The sequence below is a fragment of the Pseudomonas sp. HMSC065H01 genome (assembly GCF_001815235.1).
GTDB lineage: Bacteria > Pseudomonadota > Gammaproteobacteria > Pseudomonadales > Pseudomonadaceae > Pseudomonas > Pseudomonas aeruginosa.
Genome location: NZ_KV819878.1, coordinates 15,884 through 31,875, shown reverse-complemented (window position 1 = coordinate 31,875; position 15,992 = coordinate 15,884). Strand labels below are relative to the sequence as shown.

Annotated in this window: 19 protein-coding genes; 5 read left to right on the top strand and 14 right to left on the bottom strand. The window is 67.7% G+C overall.

Annotated features, from left to right (window positions below):
• Window positions 1-70 precede the first annotated feature (70 nt).
• Together HMPREF3014_RS14505 and HMPREF3014_RS14500 are read left to right on the top strand one after the other, a co-directional pair.
• On the top strand, window positions 71-883 hold the full coding sequence (locus HMPREF3014_RS14505) for a UDP-2,3-diacylglucosamine diphosphatase (protein ID WP_003091510.1): 813 nt from the start codon (window positions 71-73) through the stop codon (window positions 881-883).
• Entirely contained in the window at window positions 880-1,935 is a 1,056-nt protein-coding gene (locus HMPREF3014_RS14500; protein ID WP_003114817.1) for a glycosyltransferase family 4 protein, read from the top strand. Before HMPREF3014_RS14505 ends, HMPREF3014_RS14500 begins: the two co-directional genes overlap by 4 nt.
• Here HMPREF3014_RS14500 and HMPREF3014_RS14495 read toward each other — a convergent pair.
• Window positions 1,925-3,316 (bottom strand): protein CyaB, encoded by a 1,392-nt coding sequence (locus HMPREF3014_RS14495; RefSeq protein ID WP_003124349.1) that lies wholly within the window; start codon window positions 3,314-3,316, stop codon window positions 1,925-1,927. The genes HMPREF3014_RS14500 and HMPREF3014_RS14495 overlap by 11 nt on opposite strands.
• A 216-nt stretch (window positions 3,317-3,532) precedes the next feature.
• The gene (locus tag HMPREF3014_RS14490) at window positions 3,533-3,850 is read right to left on the bottom strand and encodes an Mpo1-like protein (RefSeq protein WP_003114819.1); all 318 of its coding nucleotides are present in this window, start codon (window positions 3,848-3,850) and stop codon (window positions 3,533-3,535) included.
• A 142-nt stretch (window positions 3,851-3,992) separates the two neighbouring features.
• Between HMPREF3014_RS14490 and HMPREF3014_RS14485 the strand changes: the two genes are divergently transcribed.
• On the top strand, window positions 3,993-5,006 hold the full coding sequence (locus HMPREF3014_RS14485) for an AraC family transcriptional regulator (protein WP_003114821.1): 1,014 nt from the start codon (window positions 3,993-3,995) through the stop codon (window positions 5,004-5,006).
• Window positions 5,007-5,028: 22 nt separating this feature from the next.
• On the opposite strand, the gene HMPREF3014_RS14480 is transcribed toward HMPREF3014_RS14485, so the two are convergent.
• The 5 genes from HMPREF3014_RS14480 to HMPREF3014_RS14460 all read right to left on the bottom strand — a co-directional run bounded on the left by HMPREF3014_RS14480 (window position 5,029) and on the right by HMPREF3014_RS14460 (window position 10,067).
• Complete coding sequence (locus tag HMPREF3014_RS14480; RefSeq protein WP_003109195.1) at window positions 5,029-5,673, bottom strand: ABC-type transport auxiliary lipoprotein family protein; 645 nt, start codon at window positions 5,671-5,673, stop codon at window positions 5,029-5,031.
• Window positions 5,670-6,608, bottom strand: coding sequence for an MlaD family protein (locus HMPREF3014_RS14475; RefSeq protein WP_003114822.1), 939 nt, complete (start codon window positions 6,606-6,608; stop codon window positions 5,670-5,672). Before HMPREF3014_RS14475 ends, HMPREF3014_RS14480 begins: the two co-directional genes overlap by 4 nt.
• A gap of 1 nt (window position 6,609) precedes the next feature.
• Complete coding sequence (locus HMPREF3014_RS14470; protein ID WP_003114823.1) at window positions 6,610-7,404, bottom strand: ABC transporter ATP-binding protein; 795 nt, start codon at window positions 7,402-7,404, stop codon at window positions 6,610-6,612.
• Window positions 7,401-8,546, bottom strand: coding sequence for an MlaE family ABC transporter permease (locus tag HMPREF3014_RS14465; RefSeq protein WP_003452815.1), 1,146 nt, complete (start codon window positions 8,544-8,546; stop codon window positions 7,401-7,403). Before HMPREF3014_RS14465 ends, HMPREF3014_RS14470 begins: the two co-directional genes overlap by 4 nt.
• A gap of 66 nt (window positions 8,547-8,612) precedes the next feature.
• On the bottom strand, window positions 8,613-10,067 hold the full coding sequence (locus HMPREF3014_RS14460; protein WP_003114825.1) for a TrkH family potassium uptake protein: 1,455 nt from the start codon (window positions 10,065-10,067) through the stop codon (window positions 8,613-8,615).
• Between the two features lie 157 nt (window positions 10,068-10,224).
• On the opposite strand from HMPREF3014_RS14460, the gene HMPREF3014_RS14455 reads away from it, so the two are divergent.
• Window positions 10,225-10,596 carry a YkgJ family cysteine cluster protein gene (locus HMPREF3014_RS14455; RefSeq protein ID WP_003114826.1) on the top strand — a complete coding sequence of 124 codons (372 nt, stop codon included), beginning with the start codon at window positions 10,225-10,227 and terminating at the stop codon, window positions 10,594-10,596.
• A gap of 64 nt (window positions 10,597-10,660) precedes the next feature.
• On the top strand, window positions 10,661-11,221 hold the full coding sequence (locus HMPREF3014_RS14450) for a nitroreductase family protein (protein WP_003119703.1): 561 nt from the start codon (window positions 10,661-10,663) through the stop codon (window positions 11,219-11,221).
• On the opposite strand, the gene HMPREF3014_RS14445 is transcribed toward HMPREF3014_RS14450, so the two are convergent.
• The 7 genes from HMPREF3014_RS14445 to HMPREF3014_RS14415 all read right to left on the bottom strand — a co-directional run bounded on the left by HMPREF3014_RS14445 (window position 11,202) and on the right by HMPREF3014_RS14415 (window position 15,862).
• Window positions 11,202-11,681, bottom strand: a complete 480-nt coding sequence (locus tag HMPREF3014_RS14445) for a hypothetical protein (protein WP_016852634.1) — start codon at window positions 11,679-11,681, stop codon at window positions 11,202-11,204. The genes HMPREF3014_RS14450 and HMPREF3014_RS14445 overlap by 20 nt on opposite strands.
• A 39-nt stretch (window positions 11,682-11,720) precedes the next feature.
• Window positions 11,721-13,058, bottom strand: a complete 1,338-nt coding sequence (locus tag HMPREF3014_RS14440) for a sensor histidine kinase (protein ID WP_003114830.1) — start codon at window positions 13,056-13,058, stop codon at window positions 11,721-11,723.
• A 114-nt stretch (window positions 13,059-13,172) separates the two neighbouring features.
• Window positions 13,173-13,613, bottom strand: coding sequence for a Spy/CpxP family protein refolding chaperone (locus tag HMPREF3014_RS14435; RefSeq protein ID WP_003114831.1), 441 nt, complete (start codon window positions 13,611-13,613; stop codon window positions 13,173-13,175).
• A 128-nt stretch (window positions 13,614-13,741) separates the two neighbouring features.
• Entirely contained in the window at window positions 13,742-14,419 is a 678-nt protein-coding gene (locus HMPREF3014_RS14430; RefSeq protein ID WP_003091491.1) for a response regulator transcription factor, read from the bottom strand.
• 10 nt (window positions 14,420-14,429) lie between these two features.
• A complete protein-coding gene (locus HMPREF3014_RS14425) occupies window positions 14,430-14,798 on the bottom strand; it encodes a hypothetical protein (protein ID WP_003111064.1) in 369 nt (122 codons plus the stop codon).
• Window positions 14,799-14,973: 175 nt separating this feature from the next.
• Window positions 14,974-15,273: a YciI family protein gene (locus HMPREF3014_RS14420; RefSeq protein ID WP_003091489.1), complete on the bottom strand. Its 300-nt coding sequence runs from the start codon at window positions 15,271-15,273 to the stop codon at window positions 14,974-14,976.
• Between the two features lies 1 nt (window position 15,274).
• Entirely contained in the window at window positions 15,275-15,862 is a 588-nt protein-coding gene (locus tag HMPREF3014_RS14415) for a septation protein A (RefSeq protein WP_003091488.1), read from the bottom strand.
• Window positions 15,863-15,992 lie beyond the last annotated feature (130 nt).

Below are 15,992 nucleotides of genomic sequence, written 5' to 3'. Positions count from 1 at the left end.
GTCGCCGGCCTGTCACAGTCGTTTCACCGGCGCCGGCCAAGATCGGAAAAACACCGTCGGAGACCCGCCGATGAGCACCGCGCAACGCTTCACCTCGAACCGCAAGCAGCGGGTCCGGACCCTGTGGATCTCGGATGTCCACCTGGGGACGCGGGATTGCCAGGCCGAACACCTGGCGGCGTTCCTCAAGCGCTACCACGCCGATCGCATCTACCTGGTGGGCGACATCATCGACGGCTGGAAGCTGCGCGGCGGCATCTACTGGCCGCAGGCGCACACCAACGTGATCCGCCGCCTGCTCACCCTGAGCAAGCGCGGCACCGAGGTGATCTACGTCACCGGCAACCATGACGAATTCCTGCGCCGCTATTCGAGCCTGATCCTCGGCAACATCCGCCTGGTCGACGAGGCGGTGCACAGTACCGCCGACGGCCGCAAGCTGCTGGTGATACACGGCGACCAGTTCGACGTGATCACCCGCTACCACCGCTGGCTGGCGTTCCTCGGCGACTCCGCCTACGAGTTCACCCTGCTCCTCAACCGTTGGCTGAACCACTGGCGGCGGCGCTGGGGCTACGGCTACTGGTCGCTGTCGGCGTACCTCAAGCACAAGGTCAAGACCGCGGTGAACTTCATCAGCGACTTCGAGGAAGCCATCGCCCACGAGTGCCACAAGCGCGGGCTCGACGGGGTGGTCTGCGGGCACATCCACCATGCCGAGATCCGCCGCATCGAGGGCGTCGACTACCTCAACTGCGGCGACTGGGTGGAGTCCTGCACGGCGCTGATCGAACATTGGGACGGCAGCATCCAGCTCTACCGCCTGGCCGAGGAGCAGGCGCGGCTGGCGGCGCAGGCCGCGGCGGTCGAGCCGGCGGCATGAGGCTATTGATCGTCAGCGACGCCTGGTTACCGCAAGTCAACGGAGTCGTCACCAGCCTGCTGGCCCTGCAGCGCGAGCTGGAACTGCTGGGCCACCAGGTACGGGTGCTGTCGCCCGCCGACTTCCGCTGCCTGCCCTGTCCCAGCTATCCGGAAATCCCCCTGGCCTGGAACCTCTGGCGCCTCGGCGGGCTGATCGAGGCCTTCGCCCCGGATGCCGTGCACCTGGCCACCGAGGGGCCGCTCGGCTGGGCCGCGCGGCGCTGGCTGGGCAAGCGCGGCCTGGACTTCACCTCGGCGATCCATACGCGCTTTCCCGAATACCTGCGTGACCGCTGTCCGTGGCTGCCGTTGTCCTGGGGCTATGCCTTCCTGCGCACCTTCCATCGGCCGAGCCGGGCGGTGCTGGTGAGCACCCCGCGCCTGCGCGACGAGTTCTGCGCCTGGCGCTTCCAGCACCTGCGGCTGTGGCGCAAGGGCGTCGATACCGAACTGTTCCATCCCGCCGAGACACCTCCGGCGAAAGAGCGGCCGCCGGTGTTCCTGTATGTCGGGCGGCTGGCGACGGAAAAGAACCTGGAGGCGTTCCTCGATCTCGAACTGCCGGGCGAAAAATGGCTGGTGGGCGACGGCCCGCAGCGGGCGGCGCTGGAGCAGCGCTATCCACAGGCGCGTTTTCTCGGCTACCGCCATGGCCGCGCGCTGGCCGACGCCTACCGGGCGGCCTCGGTGCTGGTGTTCCCCTCGCTGACCGATACCTATGGCCTGGTGATGCTCGAAGCTCTGGCCTGTGGCGTGCCGGTGGCGGCCTTCGCCGTGCCGGGGCCGCTGGATGTATTGCAGCAGGGCGTGACCGGGGTCATGCACGAGGATCTTGGCGAAGCCTGCCGCCAGGCGCTGGCGCTGGATCGCCAGGCCTGCGGGCGCTGGGCGCGGGAGCAGTCCTGGCGGGTTTCGGCGGAGGAGTTCCTGGCGCTGCAGGCGAGCGGCCCACGGACTGCGCCGGAATGGCGCGACGAACTGCCGGCGGCGTTCGACGAACTTAGAGGATGACCTTGTCGCGCAGGCGTTCGGCGGCCTGTTGCAGGGCCTGGATGACCCGTTCCTTGTCGTAGTTCTGGATGTTGTTGGTGTCCAGGTACATGGAGAAGCCGGGCAGTTCGTGCTCGACGTAGCTGGGCGCGGCGCCGAGGTCGCGGCGCGAGTCCACCACCTGGTAGATCTGCACCGGGCGGCTGAAGCCCTTGACCGCGATCTGGCCCTTGTCGCGGCACATGATCACGTCCTTGATCAGCGAGTAGGTCTCGTGGGAAATGAGGATTTCGCCGGCTTCCGAGGCGCTTTCCAGGCGGCTGGCGAGGTTCACCTCGCGGCCGATGATGGTGTAGTCCATGCGCGTGTCGGCGCCGAAGTTGCCCACCGTGCAATAGCCGGTGTTGATGCCCATGCGGATTTCCAGCGGCTTGGTGATGCCCTGGGCCCGCCACTGCTGGCGCAGCACCTTCATGTGCTTGCGCATGGCGATGCCCATCGATACCGCAGCCACCGCGTCCTTCTTCGCGCCCTGGGTGCTGGGGTCGCCGAAGAACACCATGACGCAGTCGCCGACGAACTTGTCGATGGTGCCGCCGTACTTGAGGGCGATCTTCGACATTTCGTTGAGGTAGTTGTTGAGCAGGTCGGTCAGGGCCTCGGCTTCCAGTTCCTCGGATAGCTCGGTGAAGCCGCGGATGTCGGAGAAGAACACGGTGAGCTTCTTGCGCTGGGTTTCCAGGCGCACGCTCTTCTTGCCGCTGAAGATCATTTCCCAGACCTGCGGCGACAGGTACTTGGCCAGGTTGCGCGCGAGCCGCGCGGCCTTTTCCTGCTCGCGGGCGATCTCCTGGCGCACCTGGGCCAGGCGCAGGCCCTGCTGGTGGCCGAAGAAGGCGGTGATGCAGATGTACAGTCCGCAGAACAGGATGCTGACCGCGGCCACCTCGACCGGGGTATTGCCCAGCAGCGGCGGGGCGACGAGCACGGCGACCAGCAGGGCGCTGCTGGCCGATACCAGCAAGGCCATGCCGAGCAGGCGCAGGCCGCCGATGACCAGCGCGGTGAAGCTCAGCACCAGCAGGAACATCAGGCTGGGCACCACGGAGAAGCCGAGCAGCGCCATGCCCAGGCCACAGTGCACGGCGTCGACCGCGAGCAGGGCGCGGGTCACCTTGCGCGGGTCGTGCTGGCGGAAGCGCTGGCCGAGGTGGTACGCCAGGTGCGGGTAGAGCAGCGCATAGGGCACCATCCAGAGGATGCCGTAGCTGAAATACTGGGTGTAGGTTCCCGCCGCGATGCTGGCGCCACAGGCGATATAGGCCAGCACGCGCGAATAGTATTCACGCATGGACGCGACGGACCGGCTCGTCGGCGAGCGGTCGGGGAGGGTAGGCTTCATGCGCTGGAGAGGATCCCTGTGTATTTTCGTCCCGGCTCGGCCTCGTGAGCTTTCCGCCTGGGGAATGGCGGGTGGCCAGGTTGCTGGCGGAATCTTAACCAAGCGTTTGCGCGGCGGCCAGTGACAGCTGATCGATAGTTCAGGAAAGCGCGCCGATCCGGGACCGACGGTCGTCCCGGGGGAGCGACCGGCCCGAGGGCCAGCCGCGCGGATGGGTCAGAAGCGGATGCGGCCGGTGAAAGCGTCCTTGAGCATCACCCAGTCGCCCATGAACGACCACAGCGGGTACTTGAAGGTGGCCGGGCGGTTCTTCTCGAAGACGAAGTGGCCGACCCAGGCGAAGCCGTAGCCCACCAGCGGCAGCGCCAGCAGCCATAGCCACTGCTGGCTGGCCACGGCGTGGAAGAGCACCGCCAGCACCAGCAGGCTGCCGACGTAGTGCAGGCGGCGGCATACCGCGTTGCTGTGTTCCTGCAGGTAGTAGGGGTAGAACTCGGCGAAACTGTGGAAACGCTCGTCATCAGGGCTGCTCATGGAATGCCTCCTCTCGTTGTGTCCGCGCAGTGTAGTGCGGGCCGCACGATGTCGCGGATGACATACAGGGCCAGTTTAGTATCCTTGGGCCGCCAGGCCGGACGACGGTCGGCGTGCCTCCCGCCAGAACAAGAAGAGACCGATGCCGGAACGTACAACCTTGTCCAGCTGGGTCCAGGGCATCGTCCTCGCCCTGGAGCTGGAAGGCCTCGACGGACGCCAGCTGTTCGCCGAGCTGGGCCTCGACTACCAGGCCTTGCAGGACCCCGACGCGCGCTTCCCGCAGGACGCCATGAGCCGTCTGTGGCAGCGTGCGGTGGCGCTCAGCGGCAACCCGGCGATCGCCCTGAACATCGCCCGGGTCCGGCGCCCGGCTTTCCACGTCGTCGGCTATGCGCTGATGTCGAGCCGCAACCTGGCGGAAGGCTTCGCGCGCCTGGAGCGCTACCAGCGGATCATCGCGGAAGCGTCCGACCTGACTTTCCGCCGCACGCCGCAGGGCTATCGAATCGGCGTCACGGTGCATGGCGATCGCCTGCCGGCGCCACCGCAGAGTGCCGAATGCTCGCTGGCCTACCTGGTGGACATGGTCCGCTGGATCACCGGCCGGTCGCTGGACCCGCTGGCGGTGGAACTGCCCGGCGCGCCCCGCGAGCCGCTGGCACCCTATGTCGAGCTGTTCCGCGCGCCGCTGCGCTTTCACGCCGAGGAGTTCGCGCTGGTGTTTTCCCGCGTCGACCTCGAGACGCCGCTACCCTCGGCCAACGAGGCGCTGGCCCAGTTGCACGATCGCTTCGCCGGCGAATACCTGGCGCGTTTCAGTACCAGCCGCATTACCCATCTGACCCGGCAGACCTTGTGCCGGCTGCTGCCGCAGGGAGAACCCAAGCGCGAACGGGTGGCCCAGGCGCTGCACCTGTCGCAGCGCACCTTGCAACGGCGCCTCCAGGAAGAAGGCACCAGCTACCAGCAACTGCTCGACGACACGCGCCGGGATATGGCCGAACAGTATCTCCAGCAGCCCGGCCTGACCTTGCTGGAAGTCGCCTACCTGCTGGGTTTCGCCGATCCGAGCAATTTCTTCCGGGCATTCCGCCGCTGGTTCGGCTGCACGCCCAACGAATACCGGGCGCGCCGCCAGGAGCGCCCGGGCTAGTCGCCAGGCCAGGCGGGACGCTTCAGGGCTGCACGGCGGGTTGCGCCGAGGCCTGGCGTAGGGTCCAGTCGAGAACCTGGGCCGACAGCGTATCGCCGGCCTTGCCGAAGGCGCTGACCACCGCCGCGACCTTCTTGCCATCCACCGGCTGGCTGACCTCGAAACGCCGGCTGGCGACCACGCGCTTGTCGTCGGTACGCACCAGGCGCGCGTCGTAGCGGATCAGCGCGCTGGCCTGGCCGTTCGGGTACTCGGTCTGGAAGGCGCGAAGGTCGCCGCCCAGTTCGAAATCGGCCTGCAGGTTGCTGTCGTCGCTGCTCAGGCCGCGGACCCGGCCGTCGGCCTGGAACGCCTGCATCAGACGATCGCGCAGCAGCGACGGCGCCGGATCGCTCCAGCGCGCGCCCTGGTACACGCTGATTTCGTCGCCGTGCGGGCGCACCGCGATGCGCGGGCTCTCCAGCACCAGGCTGGTACGCGGCCGGGCGATCCGCAGCGACCAGTCGACCGGCCGCGCGGCGGCGCTGGCCGGAGGGTTGTGCACCGGTAGCAGGTAGACCTGGAGGACCTGCGCCTCCGGCAGGATCGAGCAGGCGCCGAGGGTGGCGAGCGCGGCCAGGCCGGCGGCCAGGGACAGGCGACGCAGCGGGCGAAGGGCGAGCCTCATGGGGTGAACTCCTTGGTTTTTTCCCGGCCCAGCAGGTAGTTCGCCGGGTTCTCTTCCAGGCGCCGGCTGATTCCGCGCAGTGCCGCCAGGGTATCGCGCAGTTCGCTGACCGCCGGGCCCAGCTCGGCGAGTCCCTGGATGCCGCCGTCCAGCGAGTGGCGATTCTCGCTGATCAACTGGTCGAGGGTGGCGCTGGTGCGCTCCAGCGAAGCCATGGTCTTGTTGGCGTTTTCCAGCATCCCCTTGCCTTGCTCGTTGAGCAGGCCGTTGGCGCTGCGCATCAACTCGCTGGCCTGGGCCAGGGCGGCGTTGGCCTGCCTGCTCGCCTGGGCCAACTGCTGCATCACCGCGCTGACGTTCTCGCGCTCGGCGGAGAGCGCGCCGGTGGCCTGGTCGAGATGGTCGAGGGTGCGGCTGATGCGCGCTGTGTTTTCCTCGGAGAGCAGGTTGCTGAAGCGCGCGATGAGCTGGTTGATGTTGCCCATCAGGTCTTCGCCGTTGCTCAGTAACTGGGTCAGCGGCGAGGGCGTGGCGACGATCACCGGGATCTTCCCGTCCTTGCCCTCCAGCATCGGGCTGGCGGGCGTGCCGCTGCTGAGCTGGATGATCGAGGTGCCGGTGATCCCGGTGAGCGCCAGCTTGGCGGTGGTGTCCTGCTTGATCGGCGCGCTGGCCACCACGCGGATGCGTGCCCAGACCTTGCGCGGGTCCTTCGGATCGAGGCGGAGGAAGGCCACGTCGCCGACCTTGATCCCGCTGTACTGCACCGAGCTGCCCTGGGAAAGGCCACTGACCGCTTCGTTGAAGACGATGTCGTAGTAGTTGAACTTGCCCTCCGAGCCGGACTTGGCCAGCCACAGGCCGAAGAGCAGGGCGGCGCCGATCACGATCACGCTGAACAGGCCGATCAACACATGGTGGGCTCGGGTTTCCATCTCAGTGATTCTCCGGCACGGCGGCGGCTTGGTGGGCGGCGCGCCCGCGCGGCCCGTGGAAGTATTCGCGGACCCAGGCGTCGTCGGTGGCGGCGACCCGTTCCAGGGTATCGACTACCAGGACCTTCTTCTGCGACAGCACGGCGACCCGGTCGCAGATGGTGTACAGGGTGTCCAGGTCATGGGTGACCAGGAACACGGTCAGGCCGAGGGCGTCGCGCAGGGTACGGATCAGGTTGTCGAAGGCCGCCGCGCCGATCGGGTCGAGGCCGGCGGTGGGCTCGTCGAGGAACAGGATGTCCGGGTCCAGCGCCAGGGCGCGGGCCAGGGCGGCGCGCTTGATCATGCCGCCGGAAAGCGAGGCCGGATACTTGTCGCCGGCGTTGGCCGGTAGCCCGGCCAGGGCCAGCTTGACCTGGGCCAGGTGCTCGGCGTCGGCGCGCGGCAGGCCGGCGTTCTCGATCAGCGGCAGGGCGACGTTCTCCACCACGGTAAGCGAGGAAAACAGCGCGCCCTGCTGGAACAGCACGCCGAAGCGCCGTTCGACCAGGGAGCGGCGCTCCTCTGGCAGTTGCAGCAGGTCTTCGCCGAACACCCGCACGCTGCCGGAGGTCGGCCGGCGCAGGCCGACGATGCTGCGCAGCAGCACCGACTTGCCGGTGCCGGAGCCGCCGACCACGCCGAGGATCTCGCCGCGACGGACGTCGAGGTCGAGGTGCTCGTGGACCGCCTGGGCGCCGAAACGGTTGCACAGGTCGCGGACCTGGATGATCGCCTGCGGGTTGTCCTGGTTCACCAGCCCATCTCCATGAAGAACAGCGCGGCGAGGGCGTCGAGCAGGATCACCACGAAGATCGAGTGGACCACGCTGGTGGTGGTGTGCTCGCCCACCGACTGGGCGCTGCCGCTGACCTTGAAGCCTTCCAGGCAGCCGATCACGGCGATCAGGAAGGCGAACAGCGGGGCCTTGCTGATACCGACCAGGAAATGCTGTACGCCGATTCCGTCCTCCATGATCGACAGGAACATCGCCGGCGGGATGTCCAGGGTCCAGGCGCAGACGGTCATGCCGCCGACGATGCCGCAGAGCATGCCGACGAAGGTCAGCATCGGTAGCGATACCAGCAGCGCCAGCACCCGCGGCAGCACCAGCAGCTCGATGGGGTTGAGGCCGAGGGCGCGGATCGCGTCGATCTCCTCGTTGGCCTTCATCGAGCCGATCTGCGCGGTGAAGGCGCTGGCGGTGCGGCCGGCCATGAGGATCGCGGTGAGCAGCACGGCGAACTCGCGGAGGAAGGAGAACACCACCAGGTTGACCGTGTAGATGGTCGCGCCGAAGTTGGCCAGCACCGTGGCGCCGAGGAAGGCGATCACCGCGCCGACCAGGAAGGTCAGCAGGGCGATGATCGGCACCGCGTCCAGGCCGCTCTTCTCGATGTTCGCCACCAGCGGCGTGACCCGCCAACTGGCAGGGCGGACCAGGCTGCGGAACAGGGTCTCCAGGGTCAGGCCGATGAAGCCGAGGAGTGCCTTGAGGTGCAGCCAGAAGGTCTCCATGGCACAACCGATGCGAGCCAGCAGTTCGATGGCGGTGGTTGGCGGCTTGGGTTTCTCCGGCTCGCAGAAGTCGTGCAGGGCGTGGCCGACGGTCTTCAGCAGGGCCTGGCGCTCGCGCGGCAGGCCGGGCTCCAGCTCGGCGAGGTCGGCCAGGCGCTCGGCGCCGAGCAATTCGGCGAGCAGGGCGGCGCCGGCGGTATCCAGGGCGCCCAGTTGGCTCAGGTCGAAGCTGGCGTTGGCCGCCACTTCGCTGCGCAGGCGCGTCACCTCGCGCTCCAGAGCCGTGTAGTGGGCGAGCGTCCAATCACCTATGGCTCTGACGCGGGCGGGCTGGGTGGAGCTATCCAGGCTCACGTGGCCGGGTTGCGGCTGTGTCGTCATGGTGCAGAAGCTTACACCGGCTTTTCAGTCCCTGAGTAGAGCCATTGCAGACAGGCCCGTGAGCGCTCAGTGGCGCCAGAACGCCGGGGTCAGCAGGACCAGCACGGTGATGATCTCCAGGCGACCGAGCAGCATGCCGGCGGCCAGCAGCCACTTGGCGGCGTCCGGCAGGCTGGCGAAGTTGCCCGAGGGGCCGATGATGGGCCCCATCCCCGGGCCTACGCCGGCCACGGTACTGGCGGCGCCGGTGAGGGCGGTCATCCAGTCCAGGCCGATCAGCGACAGGCCGAGGGCGAGCAGGCAGACGACGATCGCGAAGAAGAACGAGAAGGTCAGGATCGAGCGGACGATTTCCTCGTCCAGGCGATGGCCGTTGTAGTTCTGCTTGAGCACTGCGCGCGGATGGATCAACTGGTAGAGGTTGGCCTTGAGCAGGGTATAGGCGACCTGGAAGCGGAAGATCTTGATACCGCCGGCGGTAGAACCGGAGCAACCGCCGATGAAGCCGAGGTAGAAGAACAGCATGATCGAGAAGTGCCCCCACATGCTGTAGTCGCCGAGGGCGAAGCCGGTGGTGGTGACCACCGAGGTGACGTTCACTGCGACGATGCGGAAAGCATCCATCCAGGGCAGCTTGGAGGTTACCGCGTACCAGGTGCCCATCAGCAGCCAGGTCACCAGCAGCAGGCCGAGCAGGCCGCGGACCTGCTGGTCCTTGATCAGCGCCTTGCGGTGTCCGCGCAGGGTGGCGACGTAGAGCGCGAACGGCAGGCTGCCGAGGATCATCACCACTACCGCGGTCCAGTGCACCGCTGGCTGCTTCCACTTGGCCAGGGATTGGTCGGAGGTGGAGAAACCGCCGGTGGAAATCGCCGACATGGCGTGGTTGACCGCGTCGAACGGGCTCATGCCCGCGCCCCAGAAGGCCAGGCTGCCGAGCAGGGTGATGCCGACATAGGTGGCGACGATGTACTTGGCGACCATGTGCGAGCGTGGCAGGACCTTTTCCGAGCGGTCCGAGGATTCGGTCTGGAACAGGCGCATGCCGCCGATCCGCAGCATCGGCAGGATCGCCACGGCCATGGCGATGAAGCCGATGCCGCCCAGCCAGTGCAGCAGAGAGCGCCAGATGAGGATGCCCGGGGACATGTCGTCCAGCCCGCTGAGCACGGTGGAGCCGGTGGCGGTGATTCCCGACATGCTTTCGAAGAAGGCATCGGTGTAGCTGATGTGCTGCTGCAGGACGAACGGCAGGGCGGCGAAGATGCATACCAGCACCCAGCTCGATACGGTGAGCATGTACATGTCCCGCGGGCGCAGGTGGACATGCTCGGGACGTCCCGGCAGGACCAGGCCGAGGCCGGTGACGAAGGTGGCGACGCTGGACCAGATGAATGCCTGGATGCCTTCGGTACGGTCGAAGGCGAGCATGGTCAGGATCGGGACCAGCATGCTGGCGGCCAGAGTGATCAGGAAGATGCCGATGATGAAACCGAGGATACGTAGGGTCGGCAAGGCCATGGATCGTGGGGCTCTGGGCTGTGGCGGACCGGCCATTCTACCAGCCGTCCGCGGAGAGTAAATCTGCCGCTGCCCCCCTCTTCACAGCTGCCGCGAAATCGCTAGAATCTCGCTTCGCCCGCCGGCGCTCGCCGGTTTCTCTGGTGTTCTGCCAACCATGTCCACTGACAATCCGTGTCTTACCTGCGGCGCCTGCTGTGCGCATTTTCGTGTGTCTTTCTATTGGGGCGAGTGCCGTTCCGCAGGTGGCGTCGTACCCGACGAACTGACCGTCCGCATCAGCCCGCAGATGGTTGCCATGAGCGGTACCGAGAACAAGCCGGCACGCTGCGTCGGGCTGCTCGGCGAGGTCGGTTGCGGCGTTCGCTGCACCGTCTACGAGCAGCGCTCGAGTACCTGCCGCGAGTTCGAGGCGGCCTGGGCCAACGGCCAGCCCAACCCGGCCTGCGATGCCGCGCGTGCCGCCTACGGCCTGCCGCCGCTGACCCCGCCGCTGCAGCCGCACCTGGCGCCGGGACGGGTCGCCTGAGAGCGGGCGTGAGCCTGGCGATTGCGTCTACAATGGCGATTTCGTTTCTGACAGGAGTTCGCCCATGGAGGCTCTCGACGCCTTGCTCACTCGCGTTTCCCACGCCCGCCTGAGCGATCCCGCGCCCTCGCCGGAGCAGCTCGACCGGCTGTTCCGGGTCGCCTTGCGTGCCCCGGACCACGGGCAACTGCGGCCCTGGCGCTTCATCCTGGTAGAGGGCGAAGGCCGCCGGGCCCTGGGCGACCTCTACGCCCGCGCCCTGGCGAGCCGCCAGCCGGACGCCGCCGAGGAAGCGCTGGCCAAGGCCCGCAACATGCCGCTGCGCGCACCGTTGCTGGTCGTGGCGGTCGCTTGCCTGCAGGACCACCCGAAGGTGCCGCACGCTGAGCAACTGCTGGCTGCCGGCTGCGCCGCCCACGGCCTGGTGCTGGGCGCCTATGCCCAGGGACTGGGGGCGATGTGGCGGACCGGCGAGATGGCCACCGATCCGGTGGTGCACGCCGGCCTGGGGCTCGGCGAGCAGGAGCGGATCATCGGCTTCGTCTACCTGGGTACGCCGATGGGCGAGTTGCGCACGCCGGCGGAACTCGACCCGTCGGCCTTCGTCAGCGCCTGGCCGGGCTGAGCGGCAACAGCAGGCGTACGCACCAATACGCGCCCTGGGCGTGCCAGAGCAGTCGTCCGCCCTGCCAGCCGGCCAGTCGTCGGGCGGCTTCCACGGCCGCCGGCAGCCAGCGCCGGCCTTCTTCCGCCTGGCCGAGGATGTCCAGGCGCAGCCGGCCGTGGCGTGCGTCCAGCGCCGGATTCAGTGTGATGCGCTGCCACGGGCGGGCCTGCGCGGCGCCGCCGAGCAGGCCGTAGAGCGCCTCGTGCAAGGCCGGGCGCCAGCTTTCCAGCGGCCAGGTGCCGCGTTCCGGCAGGTTCAGGTCGAGGCGCGCCCAGCGATGCCGCAGTTGCTGGGCGACCTGTCCCAGCTCGACCGCCAGGACCAGCGATTGCGGTTCGTCGCCGGGAGGTTCCGGCGGCGGCGCGATGGCCTGGGCGAGCGGGTGTTCATCGAGGAACAACGAAGCGGGAAGAGTCATGCCGGATGCTCCTGGGGAATTGTTCATCTGGGCGCGGCGTCATTCGGTCGCCTTGCGCCGTAGCGGCAGGCTGAGGGTGGCGATGAAGCCGCCGTCGGGATGGTTGCCCAGGCGCAGGTGCCCGCCGTGGCGCTCGATGGCGCGGCGGGCGATGGCCAGGCCCAGGCCGTGTCCCGGGCTGCTCTGGTTGGGTGCGCGGAAGAACGGCTCGCCCAACTGCTCCTGCAGTTCGGCGGCGATGCCTGGCCCATGGTCGCGGACGCTCAGGCGCAGGTAGTCGCCGGCGCTGCTGGCACGCACCTCCAGGGGTTGGCCGACGGGGTTGAAGCGCACGGCGTTGCGCAGCAGGTTGTCCACCGCGCGTTCGAACATGTCCGGCCAGCCGTCGATGCTCAGGTCAGGCGCCACCTCCAGGCGGATATCCTGTTCCGGAGCCAGCAGCAGGGCGTCTTCGCGCAGCCGCTGGAGCAGCGGTAGCAGGGCGATCCGTTGGCTCGCGCCGGGTTCGGCGTCGAGCCGGGCGAGGGCGAGGATCTCGCCGATCAGCGCTTCCAGGCGGTCGCATTCCTGTTCCAGGCGCGGCCACATCTGCGCCCGCGCTTCCGGTTCGGCGCGTTCGGCCAGGGCCAGGGCGATGCGCAGGCGCGCCAGCGGCGAGCGCAGTTCGTGGGATACGTCGCGGAGCAACTGACGCTGGCTGCCGATCAGGCTTTGCAGGCGTTCGCCCATGCGGTTGAAATCGCGCGCCAGGGTGCCCAGTTCATCGCCGCGCCGCGCCAGGCGGGCCAGGCTGTCCTTCTGGTAGGCGGTCTGGCCGAGGTCGTGCACGGCGCGCCGCAGACGGTTCAGCGGACGGGTGATGGACAGCGTCAGCAGCAGGCTGAACAGGGTCAGCACCACCAGTGCGATGCCCAGCGCGCTGAGCGGCCAGAGCAGGCTGCCGCGGTGCCAGGCCTCCAGCTCCGGGTGCGGGATGCGGTAGATGAACAGATAGGTATGGTTGCTCTGCGGGCTGACGTATTCCTGGCTCAGCTGGCGCCAGGGGAAGCGCGGCAGGTTGCGGTCGCTGGTGCGCGGCGGGCGGTGGTGGGGGCGCGGCAGGTAGGTGCCGTCGACCAGGCGCTGGCCGCTTTCATCGAGCACCTGGATGGAAATCCCGTAGTCGCGACGGCGTTGCTCCAGCAAGCCCTGGGCCGCGTAGCTGCCCTGTTCTTCGTAGAGGGCGGTCCACTGCTCGGCGAGATCCTTCAGGCCAGGATGGCGGGCGATGATCCAGGTGTCCTGGTTCAGCGCACGACCCAGCAGGATGGACAGCCCGGCGACCAGCAGCAGGGCCAGCCAGAAGGCGGCGAGGATTCGCCAGAAGAGTGAACGCATGGTTTTCCTGTTGAATCGCATGTCGGGCCGGCCGCGAGGGTAAACCCCTAGGATATGCGATTCCGGCTGGTCGGAAGACCGCTACCGGAGGACCCGGTAGCGGTGGCTCGGACGTCAGTTGGACTTCTTGTCGGCCTTCCATTGCTGGAATTCGGCCCACTCTGCCTTGCGCTGCTCGCGCTTCTTCTGCAGTTCGTCGAACTTCTTCTGCTGCTCGGGGGTGAGCAGGGCGCGGATGTCCTTCTGGGTCTTCTCGTGGCTGGCCTTGAGTTCGTCCTTCAGGGCCTTCTGCTCGGCCGCCGGCAGCTTGGCCAGGTAGCGCTGGGTGATCTCGTGGCGGGCCTTCATTTGTTCGCCCATCAGTTTGCCCATCTGCTGGCGCTGTTCGCGGGTCAGGTCCAGTTCCTTCATCGGGCCGCCATGCCGGGGACCGTGCTGGCCCATCATGTGGCCGCCTTCCATCGGCGGGGGGGGCAGGTCGTTGGCGGCGGGCGCGGCCATGGCGAAGGTCGGCAGGGCGGCGGCGATGAACAGGGCGGTTAGCGTCTTGCGCATGGTGTTTCTCCTTTCTGGGTCCGGCCATTTACCGGATGAGCCCAGTCTAGGGAGGTCAAGGTCAAGCGCGGTCAGCCCTGGGTAAAGCTTGGGTAAAGACCTTGTGTCGGCGGGCTGACGAAACCCGCTCAGTGGCTGTAGTAGTAGCCGCGGCCGCGCAGGGCGAGGATGCGCGGGCTGCCGTCGGGGTGGCTGCCGAGCTTCTTGCGCAGGTTGCTGACGTGCATGTCCAGGCTGCGGTCGTAGAGGGTCAGCTTGCGGCCCAGCGCCAGTTGCGCCAGGGCCTGCTTGTCCAGCGGCTCGCCGGGCTGGCGCAGGAGCGCTTCGAGGATGCGGCTTTCGGAAAGGGTCAGGCTGATCTCCTGGCCGTCGATCTGCGCCACGCCGCGCGTCAGGTTCAGCGACAGGTCGCCCAGTTGCATCTGCGCGCTGGGCTGCGCCGGGTGGGTTCGCCGCAGCACGGCGCGCAGCCGTGCGGTGAGTTCGCGCGGGTCGCAGGGCTTGGCCAGGTAGTCGTCGGCGCCCAGTTCCAGACCCAGGATGCGGTCCAGCGGCTCGCCGCGGGCGGACAGCATCAGCACCGGCAGGTCGGGATGGTCGCCGCGCAGTTGCTTGAGCAGTTCCAGGCCGCTGCCGTCCGGCAGCATCACGTCGAGCACCACGGCATCCGGCGTCTGCTCGGCGAGGGCGCGACGGGCCTGGGCGCCGTCGTGGCTGGCACGCACGGAGAAACCTTCCTGGACCAGCCAGGTACCGAGCAGCTCGCAGAGCTCCCGGTCATCGTCGATCAACAGCAGTTCGCTCATCGGGTGTCGCTCAATTGATCCATTCGCGTCGCTGTCGCCGGCGGCCGCGGCTCAGGGCGCCGAGGACGAACGCGAGCAGGGCGGTGGCGGCGCCGGCGACATACCAGGTCTGCTCTTCTGTGAGCAGCGGCGGTTGCCGCTGCGCCTGGGCCGCCTGCAACTGCTCGCGCAACTGGCGGTTCTCCTGGCGCATACGACTGACCAGTTCGTCGCGCTGGCGTTCCGTTTCCACCAGGCGGCGCTCCAGTTCGGCGGTAGCCTGCGCAATGGAAGGCTGCGCGGCTGGAATCGGTGCTGGCGCGGGTTCCTCGGCCTGGGCCAGGGAAGCTCCCAGGCTCAGGCTCAGCAGCAGGCAATGGGCAGTGGATGGACGCATCATGACTCCTTGTACCGATGAAGCGACGGATTGCACTGTCTTCCGGTTCGCCCTTCCGGCTTGGCGAAAGCGCCGGGCCGGCCTGGTTGCGCTGCGGCGGGCACCGGAAAGCGGCGTCCGGTGCGAAAACGTTTGCCGGGAGGGCGACCGGGCCGGCCGCCGGTACCCGGCGACTGCCTCAGGGCAGGACTTTCTTGAACGGCTTGACCACCACCTCGGCATACACCCCGGCGGCCCGGTAGGGGTCGGCCTCGGCCCAGCTCTGCGCCGCGGCCAGGGAATCGAATTCGGCGACGATCAGGCTGCCGGTGAAGCCGGCGGCGCCCGGGTCGTTGCTGTCGATCGCCGGGTGCGGGCCGGCGAGTACCAGGCGGCCTTCTTCCTTCAGCTGTTCGAGACGGGCCAGGTGGGCCGGGCGGCTGGCCAGGCGGCGTTCCTGGGAAGCGGGGATGTCACGGGCGATGATCGCGTAGAGCATGTCAGTCCTTGGGCTTTTCGCCGGTATCGGCGTCGTGCAGGTGGCGAGCCAGGAACAGGCCCTGGCCGATCAGGAACAGCAAGGTCATGCCGAGGCTGCCGAACACCTTGAAGTCCACCCAGAAGTTCGGATAGGTGAAGACCACGTACAGGTTGGCGAAGCCGCACACCAGGAAGAACACCACCCAGGCGATGTTCAGGCGCACCCAGAGGCCCTGCGGCAACTGGATGGCATGGCCCATGATGCGCTGGATCATCGGCTTGTCGCCGATGAAGTGACTGCCGGCGAAGGCCAGGGCGAACAGCCAGTTGACCAGCGGCGCCTTCCATTTGAGGAAGGTGTCCTCGTGGAAGGCCAGGGTCAGGCCGCCGAGGACCAGGCAGGCGCCGAGGGTGAACCACTGGCTCTTTTCCAGGTGGCGGTGCTTGAGCCAGAGGGCGCCGTAGACGATCACCGAGGCGAGGATCAGGGTCGCGGTCGCGCCGTAGATGCCACTCAGATTGAACCCGGCGAACTCGACGTTCTGAGGGTCTATCTTGTAGACGATGAAGAACAGGATCAGTGGGATGAAATCGATGAATTGCTTCATGGTGGCAGTCAGGACACGGTTGAAGCGGCATAATAGCAACCTCTGGATGTTCTGAAACAGTCATCCTGTCTTTCCGAATGCGTCAGGCCTGTGCCGCAGGCGCATTCGCCAGGTGGAGCAGGCTCCCCGG

What these genes read in the sequence shown, in the direction of transcription:
- HMPREF3014_RS14505 (WP_003091510.1), top strand. Translation starts at nt 71, where the DNA reads ATGAGCACCGCGCAACGCTTCACCTCGAACCGCAAGCAGCGGGTCCGG.
- HMPREF3014_RS14500 (WP_003114817.1), top strand. Translation starts at nt 880, where the DNA reads ATGAGGCTATTGATCGTCAGCGACGCCTGGTTACCGCAAGTCAACGGA.
- HMPREF3014_RS14495 (WP_003124349.1), bottom strand. Translation starts at nt 3,316, where the DNA reads ATGAAGCCTACCCTCCCCGACCGCTCGCCGACGAGCCGGTCCGTCGCG.
- HMPREF3014_RS14490 (WP_003114819.1), bottom strand. Translation starts at nt 3,850, where the DNA reads ATGAGCAGCCCTGATGACGAGCGTTTCCACAGTTTCGCCGAGTTCTAC.
- HMPREF3014_RS14485 (WP_003114821.1), top strand. Translation starts at nt 3,993, where the DNA reads ATGCCGGAACGTACAACCTTGTCCAGCTGGGTCCAGGGCATCGTCCTC.
- HMPREF3014_RS14480 (WP_003109195.1), bottom strand. Translation starts at nt 5,673, where the DNA reads ATGAGGCTCGCCCTTCGCCCGCTGCGTCGCCTGTCCCTGGCCGCCGGC.
- HMPREF3014_RS14475 (WP_003114822.1), bottom strand. Translation starts at nt 6,608, where the DNA reads ATGGAAACCCGAGCCCACCATGTGTTGATCGGCCTGTTCAGCGTGATC.
- HMPREF3014_RS14465 (WP_003452815.1), bottom strand. Translation starts at nt 8,546, where the DNA reads ATGACGACACAGCCGCAACCCGGCCACGTGAGCCTGGATAGCTCCACC.
- HMPREF3014_RS14460 (WP_003114825.1), bottom strand. Translation starts at nt 10,067, where the DNA reads ATGGCCTTGCCGACCCTACGTATCCTCGGTTTCATCATCGGCATCTTC.
- HMPREF3014_RS14455 (WP_003114826.1), top strand. Translation starts at nt 10,225, where the DNA reads ATGTCCACTGACAATCCGTGTCTTACCTGCGGCGCCTGCTGTGCGCAT.
- HMPREF3014_RS14450 (WP_003119703.1), top strand. Translation starts at nt 10,661, where the DNA reads ATGGAGGCTCTCGACGCCTTGCTCACTCGCGTTTCCCACGCCCGCCTG.
- HMPREF3014_RS14445 (WP_016852634.1), bottom strand. Translation starts at nt 11,681, where the DNA reads ATGACTCTTCCCGCTTCGTTGTTCCTCGATGAACACCCGCTCGCCCAG.
- HMPREF3014_RS14440 (WP_003114830.1), bottom strand. Translation starts at nt 13,058, where the DNA reads ATGCGTTCACTCTTCTGGCGAATCCTCGCCGCCTTCTGGCTGGCCCTG.
- HMPREF3014_RS14435 (WP_003114831.1), bottom strand. Translation starts at nt 13,613, where the DNA reads ATGCGCAAGACGCTAACCGCCCTGTTCATCGCCGCCGCCCTGCCGACC.
- HMPREF3014_RS14430 (WP_003091491.1), bottom strand. Translation starts at nt 14,419, where the DNA reads ATGAGCGAACTGCTGTTGATCGACGATGACCGGGAGCTCTGCGAGCTG.
- HMPREF3014_RS14425 (WP_003111064.1), bottom strand. Translation starts at nt 14,798, where the DNA reads ATGATGCGTCCATCCACTGCCCATTGCCTGCTGCTGAGCCTGAGCCTG.
- HMPREF3014_RS14420 (WP_003091489.1), bottom strand. Translation starts at nt 15,273, where the DNA reads ATGCTCTACGCGATCATCGCCCGTGACATCCCCGCTTCCCAGGAACGC.
- HMPREF3014_RS14415 (WP_003091488.1), bottom strand. Translation starts at nt 15,862, where the DNA reads ATGAAGCAATTCATCGATTTCATCCCACTGATCCTGTTCTTCATCGTC.